At 33.1% G+C, this 21,902-nt stretch carries 23 protein-coding genes; 2 read left to right on the top strand and 21 right to left on the bottom strand.

The window, feature by feature from the left end; genetic code table 11:
- Nucleotides 1-16: 16 nt before the first annotated feature.
- The 12 genes from BOW55_RS01445 to BOW55_RS01395 all read right to left on the bottom strand — a co-directional run bounded on the left by BOW55_RS01445 (nt 17) and on the right by BOW55_RS01395 (nt 11,453).
- Nucleotides 17-745 carry a hypothetical protein gene (locus BOW55_RS01445; RefSeq protein ID WP_129022659.1) on the bottom strand — a complete coding sequence of 243 codons (729 nt, stop codon included), beginning with the start codon at nt 743-745 and terminating at the stop codon, nt 17-19.
- A gap of 125 nt (nt 746-870) precedes the next feature.
- A complete protein-coding gene (locus BOW55_RS21525; RefSeq protein ID WP_256371687.1) occupies nt 871-1,086 on the bottom strand; it encodes a transposase in 216 nt (71 codons plus the stop codon).
- Nucleotides 1,082-1,333 carry a transposase gene (locus BOW55_RS21520; RefSeq protein ID WP_256371686.1) on the bottom strand — a complete coding sequence of 84 codons (252 nt, stop codon included), beginning with the start codon at nt 1,331-1,333 and terminating at the stop codon, nt 1,082-1,084. Before BOW55_RS21520 ends, BOW55_RS21525 begins: the two co-directional genes overlap by 5 nt.
- A gap of 280 nt (nt 1,334-1,613) precedes the next feature.
- Entirely contained in the window at nt 1,614-3,053 is a 1,440-nt protein-coding gene (locus BOW55_RS01435) for a nucleoside recognition domain-containing protein (protein ID WP_129022658.1), read from the bottom strand.
- A gap of 113 nt (nt 3,054-3,166) precedes the next feature.
- Nucleotides 3,167-4,240, bottom strand: coding sequence for a winged helix DNA-binding domain-containing protein (locus BOW55_RS01430; RefSeq protein ID WP_129022657.1), 1,074 nt, complete (start codon nt 4,238-4,240; stop codon nt 3,167-3,169).
- A 60-nt stretch (nt 4,241-4,300) separates the two neighbouring features.
- Nucleotides 4,301-5,014, bottom strand: a complete 714-nt coding sequence (locus BOW55_RS01425) for a 3'-5' exonuclease (RefSeq protein ID WP_129022656.1) — start codon at nt 5,012-5,014, stop codon at nt 4,301-4,303.
- Between the two features lie 66 nt (nt 5,015-5,080).
- Complete coding sequence (locus BOW55_RS01420) at nt 5,081-5,557, bottom strand: methylated-DNA--[protein]-cysteine S-methyltransferase (protein WP_129022655.1); 477 nt, start codon at nt 5,555-5,557, stop codon at nt 5,081-5,083.
- Nucleotides 5,558-5,760: 203 nt separating this feature from the next.
- Nucleotides 5,761-6,576 (bottom strand): NAD(P)H-binding protein, encoded by an 816-nt coding sequence (locus tag BOW55_RS01415; protein WP_129022654.1) that lies wholly within the window; start codon nt 6,574-6,576, stop codon nt 5,761-5,763.
- A gap of 172 nt (nt 6,577-6,748) precedes the next feature.
- Nucleotides 6,749-7,168 carry an SRPBCC family protein gene (locus tag BOW55_RS01410; protein WP_129022653.1) on the bottom strand — a complete coding sequence of 140 codons (420 nt, stop codon included), beginning with the start codon at nt 7,166-7,168 and terminating at the stop codon, nt 6,749-6,751.
- A gap of 4 nt (nt 7,169-7,172) precedes the next feature.
- The gene (locus BOW55_RS01405; RefSeq protein WP_129022652.1) at nt 7,173-9,566 is read right to left on the bottom strand and encodes a M28 family peptidase; all 2,394 of its coding nucleotides are present in this window, start codon (nt 9,564-9,566) and stop codon (nt 7,173-7,175) included.
- Nucleotides 9,567-9,579: 13 nt separating this feature from the next.
- A complete protein-coding gene (locus BOW55_RS01400) occupies nt 9,580-9,927 on the bottom strand; it encodes a hypothetical protein (RefSeq protein WP_089058040.1) in 348 nt (115 codons plus the stop codon).
- A complete protein-coding gene (locus tag BOW55_RS01395; RefSeq protein ID WP_129022651.1) occupies nt 9,927-11,453 on the bottom strand; it encodes a bifunctional GNAT family N-acetyltransferase/carbon-nitrogen hydrolase family protein in 1,527 nt (508 codons plus the stop codon). Before BOW55_RS01395 ends, BOW55_RS01400 begins: the two co-directional genes overlap by 1 nt.
- A gap of 174 nt (nt 11,454-11,627) precedes the next feature.
- On the opposite strand from BOW55_RS01395, the gene BOW55_RS01390 reads away from it, so the two are divergent.
- On the top strand, nt 11,628-11,960 hold the full coding sequence (locus BOW55_RS01390; RefSeq protein WP_129022650.1) for a single-stranded DNA-binding protein: 333 nt from the start codon (nt 11,628-11,630) through the stop codon (nt 11,958-11,960).
- Nucleotides 11,961-12,027: 67 nt separating this feature from the next.
- Here the strand turns inward: BOW55_RS01390 and BOW55_RS01385 are convergent, their stop codons facing one another.
- From BOW55_RS01385 to metG, 9 genes are all read right to left on the bottom strand, one after another.
- On the bottom strand, nt 12,028-12,720 hold the full coding sequence (locus BOW55_RS01385; protein WP_129022649.1) for a DUF2461 domain-containing protein: 693 nt from the start codon (nt 12,718-12,720) through the stop codon (nt 12,028-12,030).
- 93 nt (nt 12,721-12,813) lie between these two features.
- Nucleotides 12,814-12,999 (bottom strand): hypothetical protein, encoded by a 186-nt coding sequence (locus BOW55_RS01380; protein WP_083692280.1) that lies wholly within the window; start codon nt 12,997-12,999, stop codon nt 12,814-12,816.
- An 82-nt stretch (nt 13,000-13,081) separates the two neighbouring features.
- Nucleotides 13,082-13,600 carry a ferritin gene (locus BOW55_RS01375; RefSeq protein ID WP_089053408.1) on the bottom strand — a complete coding sequence of 173 codons (519 nt, stop codon included), beginning with the start codon at nt 13,598-13,600 and terminating at the stop codon, nt 13,082-13,084.
- Between the two features lie 94 nt (nt 13,601-13,694).
- Nucleotides 13,695-15,167, bottom strand: a complete 1,473-nt coding sequence (locus BOW55_RS01370; protein WP_129022648.1) for a hypothetical protein — start codon at nt 15,165-15,167, stop codon at nt 13,695-13,697.
- 157 nt (nt 15,168-15,324) lie between these two features.
- Nucleotides 15,325-16,452: an OmpA family protein gene (locus tag BOW55_RS01365; protein WP_129022647.1), complete on the bottom strand. Its 1,128-nt coding sequence runs from the start codon at nt 16,450-16,452 to the stop codon at nt 15,325-15,327.
- 109 nt (nt 16,453-16,561) lie between these two features.
- Nucleotides 16,562-17,194, bottom strand: coding sequence for a chloramphenicol acetyltransferase (locus tag BOW55_RS01360; protein WP_129022646.1), 633 nt, complete (start codon nt 17,192-17,194; stop codon nt 16,562-16,564).
- On the bottom strand, nt 17,194-17,901 hold the full coding sequence (locus BOW55_RS01355; RefSeq protein ID WP_129022645.1) for an HAD family hydrolase: 708 nt from the start codon (nt 17,899-17,901) through the stop codon (nt 17,194-17,196). The genes BOW55_RS01360 and BOW55_RS01355 overlap by 1 nt, the downstream gene beginning before the upstream one ends.
- Before the next feature lie 289 nt (nt 17,902-18,190).
- Nucleotides 18,191-19,075: a DMT family transporter gene (locus tag BOW55_RS01350; protein ID WP_129022644.1), complete on the bottom strand. Its 885-nt coding sequence runs from the start codon at nt 19,073-19,075 to the stop codon at nt 18,191-18,193.
- Between the two features lie 107 nt (nt 19,076-19,182).
- Entirely contained in the window at nt 19,183-21,318 is a 2,136-nt protein-coding gene (metG, locus tag BOW55_RS01345; RefSeq protein ID WP_129022643.1) for a methionine--tRNA ligase, read from the bottom strand.
- Nucleotides 21,319-21,654: 336 nt separating this feature from the next.
- Here metG and BOW55_RS01340 point away from each other — a divergent pair, with 336 nt between their 5' ends.
- The gene (locus BOW55_RS01340) at nt 21,655-21,882 is read left to right on the top strand and encodes a CDGSH iron-sulfur domain-containing protein (protein WP_089053402.1); all 228 of its coding nucleotides are present in this window, start codon (nt 21,655-21,657) and stop codon (nt 21,880-21,882) included.
- Nucleotides 21,883-21,902 lie beyond the last annotated feature (20 nt).

Below are 21,902 nucleotides of genomic sequence, written 5' to 3'. Positions count from 1 at the left end.
ACTTGTTTTTGAGTGTTTATTCTCGTTTGTGAAATTCGTCAAAAGATACTTTTTTCTCGAAATAAACCTTGTCTTTGGCAGAAACTAACTGCTTTTTCCAATGATTGCCGTTTAAGCGAAAAGCAATAGAGTCAGAATGTGAAACAGTTCCCATATCTTCATTATCGTCTTCGGGGAAATAGGTCACGGTTTTACAATAAAAAGATTCAGGATTAGATTTTGCATTAGGATTGTCAAACTCAACCCAGCTTCCCCAACCGCCATCGAGCATAGAATCCCATTCATGAACCAGTTGTAAGTCACTGTTTTTTAAATAAAACAAATAATTATTTTGGCTATAACCGCAGGCAGGATATCCAAAAGTAATTTGAACAAAAGGAGAATTTTTGGAAGCAGTAGAATTTAATCCATAAGTTGCTCCCCATTCAGATCCTTTATCAACGCCTTTAATTGAAATTTGTGAATCGGTAACTTTAGTTTTATTTACATAGAAATCAAGACGATATTTTGCAGTTACAATGCTGTCTTTATCTGCTGTTTGATTTAGAAGATGTGCCAAAATAAAATTACTTTTTGAGGTTTCTTCTCCCTCAGCAATTGAAATTGTATCTGTTTTTAAAAAATGTTCTTTTACGGCAGTTGTTTCTGTTTTAGATTCTGCAGTTGTACTTGTAAGTTGCGTTTCAGGTTTTGGTTTTTGACAGCTTATAAAAAGCAATAAAAATAAAAGAGCTTGTGGTTTCATTATTTTTTTAATTATTATTATCAATGTTCCTTTTCAGTAAAGTTATAGTTTCAACATATTAAACCCATTCTATTCATATTATAGAGCTGGACTTCAGTCCAGTTTACAACGATTTTAAAATCAAATTATATTAAGTTTTGGAAAACATGTTTTTGTTCAAATTTGACGTTGAATTTTTCCAAGAAAGAAAAGTATTCATCTTTAAAATTTTGTTTTTTATGATGTTCTTCTTGATTTTTGATGTATTTATAAACAGCATCAATATGAGACTGACTATAGGAAAAAGCGCCGTAGCCTTCCTGCCATTCAAATCTAGAAGTCGTTAATTGATTATCATTAATGTATTTTGAAGATTTTCCTTTTACAATTTTTCATTAATTCAGAGGTAGAAACTGTTGGTTTTAAACCGAAGAAACAATGAACATGATCTTCTGTTCCATTTACAATTATTGTTTTACATCCAGTTTCATTAATTAGATTACCAATAACACCTAATATTTTTGATTTACATTCAACGGTAATAAGCGCTTCTCTATATTTAACTGCAAAAACTGCCTGAATATAAACTTGATGAAAGGTATTTGACATATTTCTGTATTAATTTGTAATGATTTTTATCATCATCATAATACAAAATACCTTACAAATTTGTTGATTCAATCTCAAATTTATTTTAAACTGGACTGAAGTCCAGCTCTACAAAATAAATCATTCCTTCGGAATTTAAAAAATAATATTGTAGGGCGGGACTTCAGTCCAGTTTATACAGAATAAATTGGTTCTTCAAAATCAAGAAAAGTGCATAAGTACGAACAATATTGTAGGGCTGGACTTCAGTCCAGTTTACACAATATGCAGAATCAATTAGTTAAAAAAACCAAGTAGCCACAAAAATAGCTGTTATCACACAAATCAAATCAACCAAAAGCATTGTTCCCAAAGCGTAGCGTGTGTTTTTGATATTTACAGATCCAAAGTAAACGGCAATTACGTAAAAAGTACTTTCGGCGCTGCATTGAAAAATACTGCTTAATCTAGCCGTCAATGAATCTGCTCCAAAAGTATTCATAGAATCAATCAAAAATCCGCGAGATCCTGCTGAACTAAATGGACGAAGCATTGCTACAGGCAAAGCATTTGTGATTTCTTTACTCACACCCATATTCGAGAATACAAAAGCAATTCCATCACTTATAATTTCAAATAAACCACTGTTTCTGAACAAAGAAATAGCGACTAACATACCCAATACATAAGGGAAAATAGTAACACCAGTTTTTACACCATTGTTTGCGCCAACTACAAATGTCTCAAAAACGGTTGTATTGGCATCAGTAAATTTTTTTTCGTGAATGAATGAAAAAATCAAAGTAAAAGCGATAATTGCAATTAATATCAAACCAGAAAGGTTAGAGGTAAAGTAGTTTTTTCCAATTAAATCTAAATGATTTACATACATCAGCAAGCCAACAATAGTAGCAATTAATCCCATTAAAACAATTAGAAGTGAAGCGCTTTTAAAATTGATTTTTTGTTTAATTCCAACAATTAAAAAGGCCGCAATTGTGCCAATAAAAGATGTAATGATACAAGGCAGCATAACATCAGCTGGATTAGTTGCATTAGCTGCCGCACGATATCCAATAATAGAAGTCGCAATTAATGTTAATCCAGAAGCGTGAAGACACATAAACATAATTTGAGCATCGCTCGCTTTGTCTTTGTCGGGGTTTATTTCCTGTAAACTTTCCATAGCCTTAAGTCCAAACGGAGTCGCAGCTGAATCTAATCCTAAGAAATTAGCAGCAAAGTTTAAAGTCATATAAGATATTGAGGGATGATTTTTAGGAATACTTGGAAATACCTTTACAAATACAGGACTTAATACTTTAGCCAGTCTTCCAGATGCTCCGGAAACAATTAAAAGCTCCATTAATCCGCAGAAAAAGGCTAGATATGCCATAAGAGGCAGAATTAAGTCAAGTAAAGTAGTTTTACAAGTTGGAAGTAAACCATCCGATTTTTGAAGACCGCTGAAAATTTTTACTGTTTTGTTTTTATAAACATAAGTTGTGTCAGCATTAAGCGTATCACGATTGATAATCATCGTTTGATCTGGCGCTTTTTTAATACTATCCTTGATAAAAGCAGGAAGTTGTTCAATGTATTTTTCTGAAACTAAAATCGGATCATCTTTTTTTCCATTCAAGACAGAATCAATAGTATAAGTATTGGCAGTAAATAAACTGACTACAATAAAGACAATCGAAGAAATAAAAATCACTAACCAGAATCTGCTTAATACCATAATGCTAATTTTTTTTTGTAAATGTAATTATTTAGGGATAATATGCACAAAGATTTTATAATCGAAACATGAAGTATCTCTCACAAGTAATAATCATTTAGTGAAATTTTGATTTATTCAATGATAATTTTGGTTTCGAGATAATTTTCAAAAGTTTTAATTTCTTTAAAAAGCAGTTCTTTTTTGGCGCTTTTGATTTCACTAAAAAACTGTGTTTCAATTTTTGCGTGATCTTTTTTGATCGTTCTTTTCCATGTTCCAATAACCTTTCCGTTTTCCATAATTATGGGTTTAAAAATACCGTTATTGGTAAAGGCTTTAGCTTGATGTTCTAATAAAATTGATGCTTCACGCGTTTTATATGATATGAGAATTTCATCAAAAGCAGGGAGAAAATGTACGCTTTCGCGGAAGATATTCTCATTAGAAGTATCAGAACCAAACCAATAAGTTTGATTTTCAATTTCGACCGAATTCAATTCTGATGCGATTGAATGAATCACCAGTTTACAGACTGTAGGCGAAAAACCAGACCACCACGAAAAATCAAGTAAAGTTGCCGGGCCATGACTTTCGAAATAACGTTTTGCTAATTTTGTCAGTCCCTCTTCTTTTGTCAGTTTAGTATTTGGTCGTTCAACACGTTCTTCAAGAAGTGCATATGTAATTTGTTTGCCATTCATTTTACCGTTACAAACCAAACCATCGAGTTCTGCATTCATCATAATTGCGGCACTTAGAAAATCTTCTTTCGAAGTTTTTTTAATGCCTAGTTCCTGCATTATTTCATCTCGTGTCAAATGATTGTTTCTCGCCAATAATTTTTCAATCGAAATATTAATTTGATCTAGTTTTTTGGAATCAAAACCATATTTTTTTGCCGCTGAAGTAGTGAATCTTTTTACTTGCGGTGCTGAAAGATCAAGCATCCAATAAATATCATCTGCCGAAACAAAATGCCAAGTCGGTCTTAAAATATGGGTTCTGATAATCTTACCAGAATCTACAGCTTCTTCAATTTCCTTTTCAGATGTATCACACCGAGATCCCACAGCCCATTTTGCCATGGCATAATCTTGCGCTTGCATTGCACCTAAATAGTGTACAACTTCTTGTGGAGAACATTTAGTTGTTTTGTAAAGTTTTTGAGAAACAAGACGATGATGTGAAATTTCCGAATGTGTCATTTTTTAAATATCAAAATAAACTTTGCATCTCTGCACCTTTGTGCCTCTGTACCTTAAAAATTAAACGTGAATAATTTCATCATCAATCAATAAATCTTCGCGACGCAGACGGAGAAAAATCTGTGCAACGGCAATAGTATCTTTTTCGCAATACGTCACAATTCGATCGATATCTTTTTCTACATAAAACACGTGGGCAACTTGACTGCCGTCAATATCTCCTTTTGGCGATGGAACACCTAGAATTTTAGTTAGTAATTTTAAGGATGTAAAATGTTTATAATCGCCAAACTTCCATAATTCTAAAGTATCCAAATGTGCGATTTCCCAAGGTTTTTTACCAAATAAATTTAGTTTATCTGGAATTGCAATTTCATTGATAATCATTCGGCGGGCTAGAAACGGAATATCAAATTCTTTTGCATTGTGTCCGCATAAAAGATGCTGCGGCTGATTGAAATGATTGTTCAATAAATTATTAAAATCTTTCAAGATCTTTTTTTCTTCTCCAAAAAAAGAAGTCACTCTAAAATTACGAATGTCCCCTTTAATGGTAAAATAACCGACAGATATACAGACGATTTTTCCAAACTCGGCCCAAATTCCAGCACGATCGTAAAATTCTTCTGCAGTAAAATCGTCTTTTCGCTGATATTGTGTTTTATGATCCCAAAGCAGCTGCATTTCTGCATCAAGCGAATTGAAATTTTCTTCTTCTGGAACGGTTTCTATATCGAGAAAGAGAATGTTATTGAGGTTTATTTTTTCAATCATTATTTAGACATCTTAGATTTATAAAAGTACAAAAACTAATCGTTATATAAGAATTAACCTATTTTTTTAAAATAAGCTTTGTTGTGTACTTGGGTTTTCGTGTTCCAAAAGCCATTTTTTACGAGATAATCCGCCTGCGTAACCGGTTAAAGAACCATTTGTACCAATAACACGATGACAGGGAACTACAATCCAGAGCGGGTTTTTTCCATTTGCCGAAGCCACTGCGCGAATCGCTTTTACATCGCCCAATTTTTTGCTTTGATCCATATAACTCACCGTTTTTCCATACGGAATTTCAAGTAACGATTTCCATACTTTTTGTTGGAACTCGGTGCCTTTTGGGTTTAGTTTTAGATCAAAATCGGTTCTTTTCCCTTCAAAATATTCTTGGAGCTGCAAAACAGCTTCTTGCAAAACGTCAGGAATTGTTTTAGAAATCTCATTGCTGCCCATATCTGAAACTGAAATTACAGCAATACCATTTTCATCTCCAATAATTTTGGTGATTCCTAATGGTGAATTGATATAAACTGTTTCCATAGTTTTTTTACTGCAAAGGTGCAAAGGTATATCGCAAAGTTCGCAAAGTTTTTTTAAACCATATAGGGTTCTATGTGAGTAATTTAAGTTTTTGTTCGTTTTACTAAAGTTCGTAAAGTCTACACTATTGTCACCCTGAGCGAAGTCGAAGGCTTATGAAAACAAAAGGACTTCGACTTCGCTCAGCCTGACATTCGTCATCTTTAATAATTCTCCAGTTTAAAATGATAGTTTAATTCGTTTTGAATTTTTTCGCTTGAAATAGTCTTTTTTATATCTGATTTTTCAGAACTGAATATTGGCAAAACTAAATTCAATTCTTTTGCTTTTTGAGTGTAATATTCTTTTCGCGAAGGATGAAAAGGTGCAGCAGCATTAAAAACTTCATTCCATTTTGATTGTATGATGATGGCTTCAATTATGCCAATGCAGTCATTTTGATGAATAAGATTTACGGGAGCATCTGGGTTCTTAAGATTTTCTTTTCCGGCTAAGAACTTTACAGGTTGTCTGTCTGCCCCAATTAATCCGCCGAAACGAAGTATTGTGGTTTCGAAATTTTGATTTTTTTGAAGAATCTGCTCTGCCAAAAGCAATTGCCGACCGCTTTCGGTTTCTGGATTTGGGTTTGTTTCTTCTGTAATTAAACTGTTTTCATTACCATATACAGAAGTTGAACTTACAAAAAGGACTTTTTTGATTGCTGCATTTTCTATAAAGGGAATTAAATTTTCAATTTTTTTGACAAAAATTTTATCGGAAGAATCAGAGTTGTTTTCTCTTAATTTGGGCGGAATATCAATAATTAAAATTTCGTTTCCGTCTAAAAAAGCGTCTATACTTTCTGAAATTCTGTCGCTCTCAACCGAAACTAAAAAAGGATTTATGCCTGCATTTTCTAAAATGGAAAGTTTATGTTCAGAAGTTGTTGATCCTTTTACCGAATTTCCTGTTTCAATTAGTTTTTTAGCCAGAGGTAAACCCAGCCATCCGCAGCCCAGTATGCTTATTTTTGCCATTTTCGTGTAAAGATTCAAAGTTGAAAAGGCTCAAAGTTAAAACTTATAAAAGACTTTTTATGCTTGTCTTGCGATTGTTTCAGAATGTTTGCAAGAACAACAAAAGATTGAGTAAAGAAGATTTCTGAAAAAAAGGAAGGGCAGTACTTAATTTAAAAGTCTGCCCTGAGATTTAATTTTCGACCAAAGTTTTTAAACTTTGAAGTATAGGATTTTCATCACCTTGAGGTTCTTCCTGAATGGCTCCAGGACGATTGTCTTCTTGAATTATTTGTAGTTTTACTTTGTAGTTTTCTTCAGATAAAATATAACTCATTATGAAATAATTTTCTGGTTTGTCCTCTAATTCTGGACGTGGAAAAAACAAAGAGTATTTTATTTTCTGATTTGGAACAATTTCTAAAATACTGCCCCATTGCTCAAAGACTTGACCTTGCCATTCATTTCTAAAACGTATTTCATTACCTGTTTTCCAGTCTGTAATAAGTTCGCTGCCATATTGCCACTGTTTTACTAACTCTGGTTTTGTCAATGCATTCCAAACTTCTTCAATAGATGCATTTAAGATTGTAGTTGAAATGTTTGTTGCCATAAAACTATTGTTGTTTAATAACTGGTTTTAAACTGTCTTTTGTAATAATGGTAGAATCTTTTACAGTTACAGCAGGCGGTAAAACGGGGGCAGGCGGTGTATATCGTTTTATTTTTTGTTGTATTAAAACCGCATCATTTAAAACAAAAGGAGTCGGCATCATCCAGTCACTTCTAGGTTTGATTTTAAGCAACGGATTGGATAACAAATCAAAAGAACTCTCTATTAAATCCATATCAAAAATAGACGATTTATTAATATAGAAATCCAAAACAAGAGGTTCATTGCCTACAACATAGTAACATAAAAGACGCATTCCTTCTCGCTCTAAACGATTTCCTTTTTCGTCTGAAGTCGAAACTCCATTTGCCTTAAAGTTGTAAAATGTCATTTTTGGGTTAGCGTAAATATCGTATCTATTTACTTTTCGATTAGGAGTAATTTTAATTTTTAAATAACGATTATTGCCCACAACACTGTCTTTTATAAAAGAGATAGTTGGTTTTGGTACATCGACAACTGGAGCGATTGCACTGTATGTAAAACCTGAGCTGTATTTACTGCTTAATGGCAGATTATTTAATCCCGGAGCTTTCTGGTTTTTTTCTCCCAAATAAGCTTTTGTCCAATCATCTAGATTTGTATCGTAAGTAGCCCAAATTGCTGAGTTTGAATTTGCATTGTAGATGTATAATAAGCTATTTGATTTTGCCTTTCCTGGTTCATATCCAGAATGATAACCCGCATAAACGAAAAACCCTATTGAGGAGGCAAAGAAAACGATAAGCCAAACGCCTTTTTTTATGAAAGAGTTAAAAACCGGAAGCAGTAATCCGAAAAGAAGAACAGTTAGAACTGCGCTTCCAAAAAGTATTTTTAAGCCTAAACCAATTGGGAACATCACAATAAAAGGTGCTACAATTGCCAATGCAGGAATACTAAAAATCAAGTTTAAACCCAAGCCGGAATATTGAGTAAAAACGTAGATTGCGAGTAATACTATTCCAAAATAAACAGGAATAATTAAAAATCCTGCGCCAGTTAAGCTGTTTGCTAAAAAAGCATTTATGATAATCCAAAGTAATAAAGGAGCTGCAAAATGATTCATAGTAGCCTTTGCATCTGAAAAGTGATGATAAAAGGCAAAACAAATGGCAATACTCAGCGTTACAAATGCTCCAATATAAGCGTGACCATTATAGGTAAATCCGTTTAGTAAATCAGAATATTGCGGATAGATTTCTAAGATAATTTTCCAACCCAGAAAAGTAACTAATCCAGCCGTAATTATAGATCCTAAAAGCGGAACAAAACCTTTAAATATTTCTCTGAAAGTAATAATACGTTTCGCTTTTCCAATGAAAATAAGAATAATCAATAGACCAAAAGCAATCAGAGTCATTGGCGCAACCCATGAAAACGGATAGCTTATAAATGAAAATGGAATGTTAAAATATACATTATCTTCTGTTGATGAAGTTTTGTTTAAGTCTGTATTGGCAAAATATTTCAGCAAAGGCATTAAATAAGATCCTTGATGTGCCAGAGTAGTTTTGCTTAAATGATGAATATCGTCTTGCTGTGTATGATAATTGTAATGTCCGTCGATAAAAGCAAAGTTGAATCCTTGAATATTTCCCTGTTCTCTAAAAACAGTTAAATCAGTATCGTTTGGAAGCATTTTATAGATGCTGTACATTAACGAGTTAGAAACGGGATAAGCTGTTTTTGCCTTCGAAAATTCTTCAACAAGCGTTTGATTGCCTTTGTTCGTTTCCATTAACATATAACTTGGTCCCGAAGTTCCTCTGGCTTCAAAGTTTAAAACTAAACCAATGTCTTTTGCCCATGGGTGTTTGTTTACAAAAAGGGCAGCGCCATTCAAACCCAATTCTTCAGCATCTGAGAAAAGAATAATAATGTCATTTTTTTGTGGCTGTTTAGCGTATAAAAAAGCACGAATTCCTTCTAGAATTGTGGCTACGCCCGATGCATCATCACTTGCGCCTTTTGAAAAAGAGTGTGGAGCACTGTCGTAATGCGATAAAAGTAAAAGTGCTTTAGTATTATTAGTACCCTTAATACGGGCTAGAATGTTTTTTGATTTTACTAAAAGACCTTTGTCGTTTAGTGTAAAACCCTCTTGAACACTAGTTTCTAAACCTATTCGATTAAGTTCAAGCTTAAGATAATTTGCTACTAATTCATGATTTGTTGACCCAACATAATGTGGTTTCTGAGCGATAATCTGCACTTGATTGAAGGCTCTTTCAGTTGAAAAATCAGCGAGTGCTTCATCATTTTTTGACAGCCATTGCGGCATCATTGCGGCATAAATAATGCCTAATATGGTTAAAATGCAGACTACTGCCAGAATTGAGGCTGGGTTTTTTTTCATGATGAGTATTAAACTAAATTTCTTTTTTAACAAGCATATAATAATCATTGTCCAAAGAGCGATATCCTTGGTCGTATAGGAAATAGTAGGTATTTCCTGTTTTGGTCAGCAAGATATTGGTAAAGAAATCAAAATCAAAGCCTTTATTAATCATTTTATCTTTTGTTGCTTTTGATTTCCCATCAGTATTTAACTCAGACAAAATACGGTAATTTTTTCGTAATTTATTGTTTACATTACGCATATAATTGTTGCTGTCTTTATTTATTTTATTGTTGTAGGCATTTCGGCAGCTGTCTGAGCAGAATTTTTTGTCTTCTCTTCCAAAAAGTTTTTCCGAACATTCGAGGCACGTTTTCATTAATTTATTTTTTTAGTTTCATACAGATCTGTTCTTCTGTCTTTTAGAATTCGAACGCTTCCGTGTTCATGAAGCTCTTTAAGCAGATTTAAATCAACATCTACAATCAATGTCATTTCGGTATTTGGTGTTGCTTCCGCTTTAATTCCATTACTAGGAAAAGCAAAATCTGAAGGCGTAAACACAGAAGCCTGCGCATATTGAATGTCCATATTATTTACCTTCGGAAGATTGCCAACACAGCCGGCAATCGCAACATAACATTCATTTTCGATAGCACGAGCTTGTGAACAGTGTTTTACACGAGTGTACGCATTTTGAGTATCGGTTAAAAACGGAACAAATAAAATATTCATTCCTTCATCTGCCAATAATCTTGAAAGTTCTGGGAATTCGACATCATAGCAAATCAAAATACCAATTTTACCACAATCCGTATCGTAGGTTTTAAATTCAGAACCGCCTTTCATTCCCCAATGCTGTACTTCATTTGGTGTGATATGAATTTTTGAATACATCTCAGAAGTACCGTCTCTTTTGCATAAAAAACCAACATTGTATAAATTACCATTTTCCAAATGCGGCATACTTCCAGTTATAATATTGATATTATATGAAATGGCAAATTCCTGAAAACGCTTTCGAATTGGATCTGAATGACGCGCTAGTTCTCTAATTGCTTCGGCTTCGGATAAATGATTGAAATCGGCCATTAAAGGAGCGATAAAAAGCTCTGGAAATAATGCAAAATCACTTCCATAACCAGAAACAACATCTATAAAAAATTCGGCCTGTTCAAAAAGAGCTTCGACATTGTTTAACTGGCGCATCTGCCATTGTATTAATCCCAGCCTGATAACGCTTTTTTCAAGATTTATAAGTTTCGGACTTTCGTCATAGTAAACATTATTCCATTCTAATAGAACCGCAAATTCTTTTGATTCCTCGTCGCCTTCTAAATAGTTTTTGATGATTCTCAATACATGAAAATCATTGCTGAGCTGAAAAGAAAGTACAGGATCGTGCAGTTCCTTATCTTTAACTTTTTCGATATAGTTTTTTGGAGATAATTTTTTAGCGTATTGATTGTAATTTGGAATTCTTCCGGCAAAAACAATGGCTTTTAGATTAAGTTGTTCGCAAAGTTCCTTACGCGCATCGTAAAGACGTCGGCCTAAACGAAGACCTCGATAGTTGGGATGAATAAAAACATCAATTCCGTACAAAATTTCTCCATTAGGATTGTGAGTTGAAAACGTATAATCGCCAATAATTTGTTTGTAGTTGTGTCTTTTATCAACTAGTTTTTCATCAACAATAAGCGATAATGCCGATCCAACAACTACACCATCAACAAGGATAACTAATTGTCCTTCGGGAAATATCGAAAGTAATTTTTTGATGTCACTAGATCTCCAATACGAATTGGCCATTTCAGGATACGCTTCAACCATTGAGTTTTTCAATTGTTTGTAATCTTCAAGAGCTAAATTTCGTAGTTCTACTTTTTTGATTTCTGCTTGCATATCGTAGGATTTATCTCAAATATACAAAAAGATTTCCATTTACAAACGCTTACAAGTATTTACAACCGAAAGTAAGTAGTTTATAACCGAATATTTTTTGTGGTCGGTCGCATCTTTGCCTTGTTGAATTTGATCAACGAATTCTTTATATGAACATTTAAAAAAGTAAAAGCCATGAATGCAATGAAAAACAGAGTACAATTAATTGGTAACGTAGGAAATGATCCAGAAATTAAAACGTTAGAAACAGGTAAAAAATTAGCCCATTTAACTATCGCTACAAATGAGATTTATAAAAATGAGAAAGGCGATAAAGTAGAAAAAACAGAATGGCATCGAGTAACAGCGTGGGGAAAAACGGCTGAAATCATTGAAAAGTTTGTTGTAAAAGGAAAAGAGGTTGCTATAGATGGCAAATTAACGCACAGAAGTTATGATGATAAAAATGGAGAGAAAAGATTTATTACTGAAGTTGTTGTAAATGAAATTTTGCTGCTTAGTAAATAATCTTTTAATCAAAAGAATAAAACTAAACCTAACATGTTTTTAAAACGTGTTAGGTTTTTTTATGAAATTATAGAATCGAAGCGCCATTTGTATCCGTTGTTAATACTTCGCTCATGTAATCTAAAAAAGGCCGCATGTTCTTGAAAGTTTCTAAAGCTTGTTCTAAAAACTGAGGGCTCAAAACTTCATCATCTGTAAAGCGCTTAAGTACTAAAAACTGTTTGTAACGTAGTAAGTCAATTGCTTCGTGAGTTGTGTCAAAACCTTTTGGTGCTGTTTTAAGCTGTTCACCTTGTAAAGTTCCAAAGGTAGAAACAAAAGATTTTGAGTTTAAGATTGTTCTAAACGATTCTGAATCGTGTCCAAATTCGCTTCTTATACGTTTTAAATCTGCTGCATTCGGTCCCCAAAATCCCCCGCCAACAAAAGTATTTCCTTTTTCGATATGAAAATAATAACCGCCTCGTCTTTCACTTGTTGCTCGCGTAAAACTGCCGCCCCAAAAGGTTTTAAAAGGAGTTTTGTCTTTAGAAAAACGAATATCTCGATAAATTCGGTACACACTTTTTTTGCCGGAAGCTGTTTCTATAAGATCAGTTTTAGAAAGTTCTTGTAACAACGCGCCTGCAAAAGTTTCAATATGATTTAATTCTTTTAAGTATTCCGGTTTATGTGCATCAAACCAAGGTTTGTTATTGTTTTCTTTAAGTTGAGACAAAAAATCAAGGCTGGATTTTGGTATAGTTATGTGATTTTCCATATTTAGTTATGAAAGTGTTTTTTAAAATCAGATGCTGAATTTACTTTAAAATTAAAAACCCACCAAATCTATTGGTGGGTTTTCTATATATCGTTAAGCCGTTTTTTTGAATAAATCAAACATAGGACAACGTGAACAACGTTTCTTTTCACTTTTTTTGTATTTCTCACAACAAGAAGATTTACAGTTTTCTAACTTCTTGATGTTTTCAAGGATAGCTTTATTCTTTTTTTTCTTTTTATCCTTTTTCTTGTCCTTGTCTTTTTCTTTCTTGCCCAATTTTCCTCTGTATTATAAAAACAGTAGCAAATATAAATCAAAAAAGTTATTTTTAAGTATTCTAAATAAACTTTAACTTTTTTTATTTTGGATTGATTGCAATTGAGCTCGTAACTGTTAATTGCTGAATATCACGATCAAACAAGTAAAGTCCGCCTTTATCATCTCCAATTAAGTTTATTTTATCTAAAATTGATTTAGCAGTTGCTTCTTCCTCGATTTGTTCAGAAACATACCATTGTAAGAAATTATGTGTTGCATAATCTTTTTCTTCAAAAGTTATGTGTACTAATTCGTTGATCGATTTTGAAACAAAAAGTTCATGATTATAAAGCTCCTCAAACATTTCTTTAAAAGTAGAATAGCTTGTTTTTGGCGCTTTTAGATCTGTTATATGAGCGTGTCCTCCGCGTTCGTTTACATATTTTACTAATTTTAGCATATGTGCACGCTCTTCATCTGATTGTGTGTACATAAATTGAGCGATTCCCTCTAATCCGTGTACTTCAGCCCAACAAGCCATAGAAAGATAAGTTTGCGAAGATTCTGCTTCTATGCGAATTTGCTTGTTTAAAGCCGTTTCAATATTTTTTGATAGCATAATGATGTCTTTTTTGTAAAGTTAGAAAAAATAATTCATTCCATTTTTTCGAAACCAAGAAAACATGGCACATTTGGATTAATTCACAATAAAATTAAGGCTTATTTACAGGGAAATTTTTCGAAAAAACAGCTTTATTGCTAATAGGGTTTCCTGCATCTTCACGCATAAAGCCATCAGTAAATTTACGAATTACATATTGTTTTGTTCCCAGATCATAATAACCTAAAAGCGAATAGTCTTTTAGTTTTATGATGTTTTCCAGGATAATGTTTTTACTTTTTCCTAAAAAATAAAATATATTGTCAACAGCCAAAGGCTCAGTTTGTTGGTTGTTTACAAACTCATAATCAGGATTCAGCATCGAATCAAAGTAAACCATTCGGCTTTGTGTGTAAGCAGGATAAGTATTGTAGTCTTCAAATCCAAAGAAAGCATCGTTTTGATTGTAATTAAAACTTGGTGCTCGTGAGATTTGATATTCCAGAAATCCGCCAAAGGTGATAAAACTATTTTCTTTGTTTTTAAAAACAGTAACTCCAGAATTTAAAGCAGATAATTGCTTTAGAAATTTAGCTGTAGTAGTAATTTCCTGCGGTTTGTATCCGTTATTTTGAATAAACAGCGGAGAGTTTTTAAAGCGTATGGTATCCTTTTTTGAAATAGAAACTGTTTTAACAGATTTGCCGGTAGACAAGTCCTTTACATCAAATAAAAACTCGTCGTTATTGGTGCTGATTTGAAATAGTTTGTTGTCGTTATAAAAAGAATTTGAAGTTTTAGAAGGCTTTTTAGATACAGGCTGATCGTAGTTTTTCTCGGTTACTTCCTGAGTTTCCAAATTAAGATCTAAAACTTGCGTTTTTTTTGTATTGTAATCTAAAGTTAAAAGAATGTGATTGTCTAAAACATACATTTTGTTTTTGCTTACGCTTTTATCCAGCGGATTAAAGTTGTTATATTCCATTTTTTCTATGGGAAAATACTGGAGAATTGTGCTGAAAGAAAAGCGCTGGTCATTTTTATTTTGAAATAAAATTCCTGAAAAATCAAACATTTTTATTTCGCATTTTCCGTTATTAAATATAAAAAGAAGTAAATGCGGCTCTTTTATTTCCTTTGCTAAAACATAAAACGAGTTGTCTTTTTGAAAATGGCTTATAACATAAGAATTGTAAGAACCAAAATCAAAACTTAAAGTTTTGGAAGCTTTTGTATCAAAGTAATACTTAATAATTCTTAAGTTTTTATAGTCAGGAGAGCTCCAATACAGCGATGGATTTCCGTCTTCGCTTAAGCTGCTGCCCAGCAAAATTCCATTTTTGGCACTTTTTATAGAATCAGTAAACTGACCTCTTAGAAATAGGGATTTATTGTATTTTAAAATATTGACATTGTTATTGTCTGTGGCAAATACATATATTTCATTAGTTTTTACATCCTCTATATTTAAGCTCTGACCATTTTCTAGCGGATTATTTAAATTTAACGGAAAACTATTTAATACTGTTTGACTTAGCAGTATTGAATTATGGAGTAAAACAAGGAAAAGTAGTATTTTTTTCATGAGTATTTTGCGACAAAAATCATTCCAAATTTAGTGAAATAAATTTTCTGTTCCGAAACCAAAATGATCTTTAATACTTATACTTTTTCTTTTGAAGGAGATAAAAAAAAGCCCTAAAGAAATTTCCTTAGGACTTTTTAAGTTTAGTTAAGAACGGTTATTTTACTCTAAAAGTAACTCTTCTTGCTAATCTTCTAGCTTCTTCAGAGTCTTTTTGAATTGAAGTATCGGCACCTTGAGCAACTACATTTAATCTTGAAGATGCAATACCTGCTTTTTCAAGAATAGTTTTAACATTTGTAGCTCTTGTGTTTGATAGTTTTTCGTTGTATTCAGATTTTCCAACCTGATCAGCATATCCTAAAATGTCAAGTGAAGCTGAAGGATTTTTTCTTAAATAAGATAAAACAACATCAATTGCAGCCGTTGAATTTTCGATTGGAGTTGATTTGTTGAAATCGAAATATACACTATAGTATTTATCGTTTATCATTTCTTTTACAACGTCTTTATCGTTTACAACAGTTGTTGTAACTGGTTTTTCTACGATAACTTGTTTAGAAGGCATGTTCTTGATTTGATTTTCAAGATTAGCGATTTTCTCATCGTAAGCTCTAAGATCTACATTTTCAGAAATTACCGTCCAGTCTGCATGTTTAGTGTTTTTACCTAAGTAAATATTTAAACCAACAGTACCATTGAAAAGTAATCCAGAAAAACCTCTGTTACCTTCAAGATATGCACCGTCAAAAGCACGATCTTGTGATGCGTTTAAAATAGTAGAGAAATCTCCAGTTAAAGCAACTCTGTTAGATAATCTAATTTGCCCAGTTACACCAGCAATAAAATTACCCATTTCATCAGCACCTCTAAAACTATCGCTTCTTAATTGAGCATAACCAAAACCAGCATGTCCTAATAAACCAAAAGTATTTGTCCAAGTTTCAAAGTTCATGATGCGGCCTAAGTTAGCAACCGCCTGTAAATCTACTCTGTAGTATTTTGAATCAAAATCGATAGAATTACTTTTTGAAGTAAAACTGTTGTAACCAAAATCAGCTTTCAAACCAAATTTGTTGTTAAACATATAGCGAACTCCTAAATCTCCAACCCATGGACTTGGAGTGTCTGTTGAATAACCAGAAGAGAATGGTCGTTGAGGTTTAGTTAGTCCTCCTGCCAATTCTACAGACCACTTATTGTAGTTGTTTGCAGTATGTTCTGTTTGTGCATTTACATGAATTAACCCTAGTGCAAATGCTAGAGTAATAACAATTTTTTTCATTGTAATTTGAGTTTTAAATTTTCCTCAAACCAACAAATTTATCAGCGTTTATGCTGTCCATTAAAAGTTATTATAATAGCAGAATAAGGTAAAAAATGTAAGATAAAAACTATTTATGATTCATTTCCTCTTCAAAGCGATATATAAATTGTCCTACATGTAAACCATCCATTAAAGCATGATGAACATGTACTGACATTGAAATTGTTCGTTTTCCAGTTTCGGAAGTTGTCATTTTTCCAAAAGAAATTTTAGGGCAGCTGTCTGGAAACGTGTAACTTCTGGCGTGTGAAATCGAAGTGAAATTTATCCACGGAATAGCCGAGAAATGAATCAAATTATCATCATCAAATGATCTTGTAAAAAGACCGGTTGTGTTTTGAATACGTTCAATTTCGGCTAAAGCATTTTGTTTGAACAAATTAAAATCTGGATGGTATTCAATTAATGAAAATCCGAAAGTGCCGTCTTCTCTTCCAATTGTTGCCGATGCATCAATATGATCGTTGATGTAAATTTTATCATCGGCAATTCTGTATTTAAAATTTTCTACTGAATTTACAGCAACTAATGTTTTGTGTAAGTAGTAGATAAAAAAAGAAACATTTAATTCTTTTGCCGTTTGATACGCTTTTGTACAATCAATTTCTACGGTTACGCCAAAAAACGGCTCTTCCATTTGTTTAAAGTGTGCAAAATGCTCTTTTCTGTTCCAGTTTTCTAGATCTAAAAGTGTTTTCATTATAGTAAGTTCTGAAGGACTTCAGTTATATTTTCAAATGAACTAAAATGTTCGTGTTCTATTTTATGATTAATTTTTTCGTGTTCCCAAGTAGTATGAAATGGTATATGAACGGCATATCCTCCAATTTCTAAAACAGGCAGAACATCTGATTTTAATGAGTTTCCTATCATTAGAAACTCATGAGATTTAATGTCTAAACGGCCAAGCAGTTTTTGATAATCAATATTTTGCTTGTCTGACATTACTTCAATATGGTGAAAATAATGACCCAAACCAGAACGATGCAATTTGCTGTGCTGATCTTTAAGATCGCCTTTTGTAGCAACAACTAGTTTATATTTTCCGTGCAGTGCCTGCAAAGTTTCTTCAACTCCGTCTAAAAGTTCGATTGGCTTTTCAAGTAATTCTTTTCCATATTGAATGATCTTTTCAATAACTTCAATTGGAATTGTGTTGTTTGAAATGTTCATCGCAGCTTCAATCATCGAAAGAATGTAACCTTTGATTCCGTATCCGTACAACGGCAGATTCTCTATTTCAATTTTAAATAATTCTTGCGAAATACCTTGATGTGAAAGATAATCTTCCATCAAAGCACAAAATTTATGTTCCGTTTCTTGAAAATAAGGTTCGTTTACAAATAAAGTATCATCGGCATCAAATGCGATTACTTTTAAGTTTGGTATTTTAGTTTTATGTAACATAATGTTTTTTGTTTCAAGTTTTTTGTTTCAGGTTTCAGGTTTTTTGCCACTCCCGATAGCTATCGTGATATTGAGATTAAAGTGTTTTTTAAAATCTGCTTAAATCTGCTGAATCTGCGTGAAAATATTTAGCCACAAATTACACGAATTGCACTAATTTTTTGCCACAGATTATTAAGATTAAAAGGATTTTTATTTGCTTAATCTGCCAAATCTGCGTGAGAACTTTTTTTAAAATTAATTAATCTGTGTTAATTCTTTAAATCTGTAGAAATCTATGAGCTGTTCTTTACTTAGAAAAAAGCCTTTTCAAAGAAATCGTTTTATCATAAAACGTAATTCGGATTCCGAAAAGTAAAATAATACCGCCAAAAACCATTTGTAAAGTTATTTTTTCTTCTAAAAACAACCAAGCTAAAATTGATGTTATTACAGCCTGACTTAATAAACTCAGCGATACTCTTGTTGCGCGCATATGTTGTGTGGCATAACTAATCGAAAGCCACGCACACAATTGACAAATTACTGCTTGAAGTACTAATACAAACCAACCTGTATTTGTAAACCCTGTAAAAGGTTCGTTTAATGAATAACATAGAATTCCTAAATAAATACTTGATGTAAATAAACTGATTGTCATAAAGGAAAGTACATCAACTTCTGACAATACATTTTTGCTCACCAAAAGATAAATCGAATATAAAATTCCTGATAAAACGGCAAACAGAAAGGCTTGATTGAAATTAAGATCAATAAAAAACTCAAAACCAACCAAAGTTACCATTCCGAATAAAGAAACAATTGTTCCAATCCAGAAATTTGTCGCAGGTTTTGATTTTAGAAATAAAAAGGAACCAATTCCTACCCAAACTGGCGATAAGTTTGTAAGCAATGAAGCCTGCGTCGCACTCGAATCCTGAATAGCGATATTCCAAACGGCAACATCTGATGAAAATAAAATTCCGCAAAGCATTGCCAAAAGCGTAAGTTTTAAACTCGGAAGTTTAAAGTTTTTGCTTAAAAGCACGTAAGGCAAAAGGAGAATAACTGCAAAAAACATTCGGTAAAAAGCCGAAATCAATCCTGATGTTAAACGTAATTTAACCAATATCGGGAAAATCGAGATGCAGAGTATACCGCAGATTAGAGCTAATCTTGGTTTGGTGAGTTTCATTATTACTTAATTTTTCAATTTGTTTTTTTTGTGTATTCGATAAAAAGTAAAAGCGTGAATCAATTAAGGATTAATCGATTCACGCAATTTTATAATATAATAAAACTTTAGTTTACCGTCGATCCATTAGGTGCTTCAGCATCTGGGTTTACAAATACCAATTTTCCTTCGGCATTTGTTGTCATCAAGATCATTCCCTGGCTTTCAACTCCGCGTAAAGCTCTTGGTGCTAAATTTGCTAAAACAGAAACACGTTTTCCAACGATTTCTTCTGGAGAAAAACTCTCGGCAATTCCTGAAACAATTGTACGAACATCAATTCCAGTATCCACTTTAAGAACTAAAAGTTTGTTTGCTTTTGGCATTTTTTCAGCCTCAAGAATAGTTCCGATACGGATATCCATTTTCGCAAAATCTTCAAACTGAATTAAATCTTTTTGCGGTTCTGGTTGTTTGCTTTCAGCTAAATTAGCTGTTTTTGTTGCTTCCAATTTGTCTATTTGTTTTTGTATTTCTTCGTCTTCAATTTTAGCGAAAAGCAATTCTGCTTCGCTAATTTTGTGTCCTGCTGGAATCAAATCTGAATTTTCAGTAATATCATTCCAACCCAATGTTTTATCCAAAATGATGTCTTTTGCATCACGATTTTTCTCTTTCAAGAATTTGCTGAATCCTTCAAAATGTTCTTTAAGATCACCTAAATTCAAGATTTTAGAAAGTTTAGCCGCTGTAAAAGGTAAAAATGGTTCAGCCAAAACGCTCAATGCCGCAGCAATTTGAAGTGCTACATACATTTGCGTTTTTACACGCTCTGGATTGTCTTTCATTACCTTCCAAGGCTCTTCGTCAGCAAGATATTTGTTTCCTAAACGAGCAACATTCATCAATTCGCCTAATGCTTCACGGAATCTGTAACGCTCAACAGAACTTGAAATTACAGCTGGATACGCTTTTAATTCTGCTAAAACAGCTTCGTCAACTTCACTAAATTCATTTGGCGTTGGAATAACACCTTCATAATATTTGTTGGTTAAAACCACCACACGATTAATGAAGTTTCCGAAAATGGCAACTAATTCGTTGTTATTTCTAGCCTGGAAATCTTTCCAAGTAAAATCATTATCTTTTGTTTCCGGTGCGTTTGATGTCAATGCATAACGCAAAACATCCTGTTTGTCTGGAAATTCTTCTAAATATTCGTGTAACCAAACCGCCCAGTTTTTAGAAGTCGAAAGTTTGTTTCCTTCCAGGTTCAAAAACTCATTTGCAGGAACATTGTCTGGTAAAATATAACTTCCTTCAGCTTTTAACATCGCTGGGAAAATGATACAGTGAAAAACGATATTGTCTTTTCCGATAAAGTGAACCAATTTTGTTTCTTCATCTTTCCAGTATGGTTCCCAATCTTTTCCTTCGCGAGCAGCCCATTCTTTTGTAGACGAAATATAACCAATTGGCGCATCAAACCAAACGTATAATTTTTTTCCTTCAGCACCTTCAACAGGAACATCAATTCCCCAATCAAGGTCACGCGTTACCGCGCGAGGTTCAAGTCCGCCGTCGATCCAAGATTTTACTTGACCGTAAACGTTAGGTTTCCAATCGTTTTTATGACCTTCTAAAATCCATTTTGTTAAGAAATCAGAATAGCGGTCTAAAGGTAAAAACCAGTGTTTTGTTTCTTTTAAAATTGGAGTTTCACCCGTAATTGTCGATTTTGGATTGATTAAATCAGTAGCGTTCAAAGTCGATCCGCATTTTTCGCATTGATCGCCGTAAGCTTCTGGATTGTCGCATTTAGGACAAGTTCCAACCACAAAACGGTCTGCTAAAAACTGATTTGCTTTTGCATCATACAATTGCTCTGTAACTTCTTCAATAAAATCGCCTTTATCATACAACGTTCTAAAGAATTCTGAAGCCGTATCGTGATGCACTTTTGCAGAAGTTCTAGAATAATTATCAAATGAAATTCCGAAATCAGCAAACGATTTACGGATGATTCCGTCATATTTATCAATAACTTCTTGTGGCGTAACTCCTTCTTTTTTTGCTTTCATCGAAATTGCAACACCGTGTTCATCGCTTCCGCAGATAAACGCAACATCTTTATTTTGCAAACGCAAGTATCTAGAATATATATCTGCAGGCACGTAAACCCCCGCCAAATGCCCAATATGGATTGGTCCATTAGTATAAGGTAATGCTGCTGTAATAGTATATCTCTTTGGATTTTGTATCATAACTCAATTTTATTGAGTGCAAAAATAAGCAATAGAATTGAGATTTTGTTATTACGCAGCCATTCGCTGAGTTTTTTAATCTCGCAAAGTCGCAGAGGCGCAAAGTTTTTTCTCATTTTATGTCATTTCGACGAAGGAGAAATCTTAGCAAGTAGCTCGACAAAGATTGGCGACTTTAGGAATGGAGCTTCTCGCGAAGATTTCTCCTTCGTCGAAACGACAATATTGGATGTATTGGGTGTAAAATAGAACCAGTTTAAACTAGCATTGCCGCTAAAATCTTCAAGATTTATTTCGCAATCTTTGCCTTCCGAAAAAAAACTAAAAAACAAGTTTATGAGCAAGACAAAATTAATCATCAATAAAAATGGATCAATCAAAATCGAAGGTGATTTTGAAATCATGGATTCAGAAGGAGCTGTATACGGATTACAAGGAAGATCTGCACTTGGTCTTTGCCGTTGTGGATTATCTGCAAACAAACCATTTTGCGATGGCGGACACAGAAATAATTTCGAACACGAATCTGTTGCATTCGATTTACCGCCAATGAAAACGAATTAAGATTTTTTCAATTTGAATAT

It is taken from the genome of Flavobacterium sp. YO12 (assembly GCF_004119495.1).
Lineage (GTDB): Bacteria > Bacteroidota > Bacteroidia > Flavobacteriales > Flavobacteriaceae > Flavobacterium.
The sequence above is the reverse complement of the archived record's forward strand: the minus strand, read 5'-3'. Positions and strand labels throughout refer to the sequence as shown.

Excerpts from the sequence above, each read along its gene's own strand:
- BOW55_RS01445 (WP_129022659.1), bottom strand. The coding sequence starts at position 745 with ATGAAACCACAAGCTCTTTTATTTTTATTGCTTTTTATAAGCTGTCAA.
- BOW55_RS21520 (WP_256371686.1), bottom strand. The coding sequence starts at position 1,333 with ATGTCAAATACCTTTCATCAAGTTTATATTCAGGCAGTTTTTGCAGTT.
- BOW55_RS01435 (WP_129022658.1), bottom strand. The coding sequence starts at position 3,053 with ATGGTATTAAGCAGATTCTGGTTAGTGATTTTTATTTCTTCGATTGTC.
- BOW55_RS01430 (WP_129022657.1), bottom strand. The coding sequence starts at position 4,240 with ATGACACATTCGGAAATTTCACATCATCGTCTTGTTTCTCAAAAACTT.
- BOW55_RS01425 (WP_129022656.1), bottom strand. The coding sequence starts at position 5,014 with ATGATTGAAAAAATAAACCTCAATAACATTCTCTTTCTCGATATAGAA.
- BOW55_RS01420 (WP_129022655.1), bottom strand. The coding sequence starts at position 5,557 with ATGGAAACAGTTTATATCAATTCACCATTAGGAATCACCAAAATTATT.
- BOW55_RS01415 (WP_129022654.1), bottom strand. The coding sequence starts at position 6,576 with ATGGCAAAAATAAGCATACTGGGCTGCGGATGGCTGGGTTTACCTCTG.
- BOW55_RS01410 (WP_129022653.1), bottom strand. The coding sequence starts at position 7,168 with ATGGCAACAAACATTTCAACTACAATCTTAAATGCATCTATTGAAGAA.
- BOW55_RS01405 (WP_129022652.1), bottom strand. The coding sequence starts at position 9,566 with ATGAAAAAAAACCCAGCCTCAATTCTGGCAGTAGTCTGCATTTTAACC.
- BOW55_RS01400 (WP_089058040.1), bottom strand. The coding sequence starts at position 9,927 with ATGAAAACGTGCCTCGAATGTTCGGAAAAACTTTTTGGAAGAGAAGAC.
- BOW55_RS01395 (WP_129022651.1), bottom strand. The coding sequence starts at position 11,453 with ATGCAAGCAGAAATCAAAAAAGTAGAACTACGAAATTTAGCTCTTGAA.
- BOW55_RS01390 (WP_129022650.1), top strand. The coding sequence starts at position 11,628 with ATGAATGCAATGAAAAACAGAGTACAATTAATTGGTAACGTAGGAAAT.
- BOW55_RS01385 (WP_129022649.1), bottom strand. The coding sequence starts at position 12,720 with ATGGAAAATCACATAACTATACCAAAATCCAGCCTTGATTTTTTGTCT.
- BOW55_RS01375 (WP_089053408.1), bottom strand. The coding sequence starts at position 13,600 with ATGCTATCAAAAAATATTGAAACGGCTTTAAACAAGCAAATTCGCATA.
- BOW55_RS01370 (WP_129022648.1), bottom strand. The coding sequence starts at position 15,167 with ATGAAAAAAATACTACTTTTCCTTGTTTTACTCCATAATTCAATACTG.
- BOW55_RS01365 (WP_129022647.1), bottom strand. The coding sequence starts at position 16,452 with ATGAAAAAAATTGTTATTACTCTAGCATTTGCACTAGGGTTAATTCAT.
- BOW55_RS01360 (WP_129022646.1), bottom strand. The coding sequence starts at position 17,194 with ATGAAAACACTTTTAGATCTAGAAAACTGGAACAGAAAAGAGCATTTT.
- BOW55_RS01355 (WP_129022645.1), bottom strand. The coding sequence starts at position 17,901 with ATGTTACATAAAACTAAAATACCAAACTTAAAAGTAATCGCATTTGAT.
- BOW55_RS01350 (WP_129022644.1), bottom strand. The coding sequence starts at position 19,075 with ATGAAACTCACCAAACCAAGATTAGCTCTAATCTGCGGTATACTCTGC.
- metG (WP_129022643.1), bottom strand. The coding sequence starts at position 21,318 with ATGATACAAAATCCAAAGAGATATACTATTACAGCAGCATTACCTTAT.
- BOW55_RS01340 (WP_089053402.1), top strand. The coding sequence starts at position 21,655 with ATGAGCAAGACAAAATTAATCATCAATAAAAATGGATCAATCAAAATC.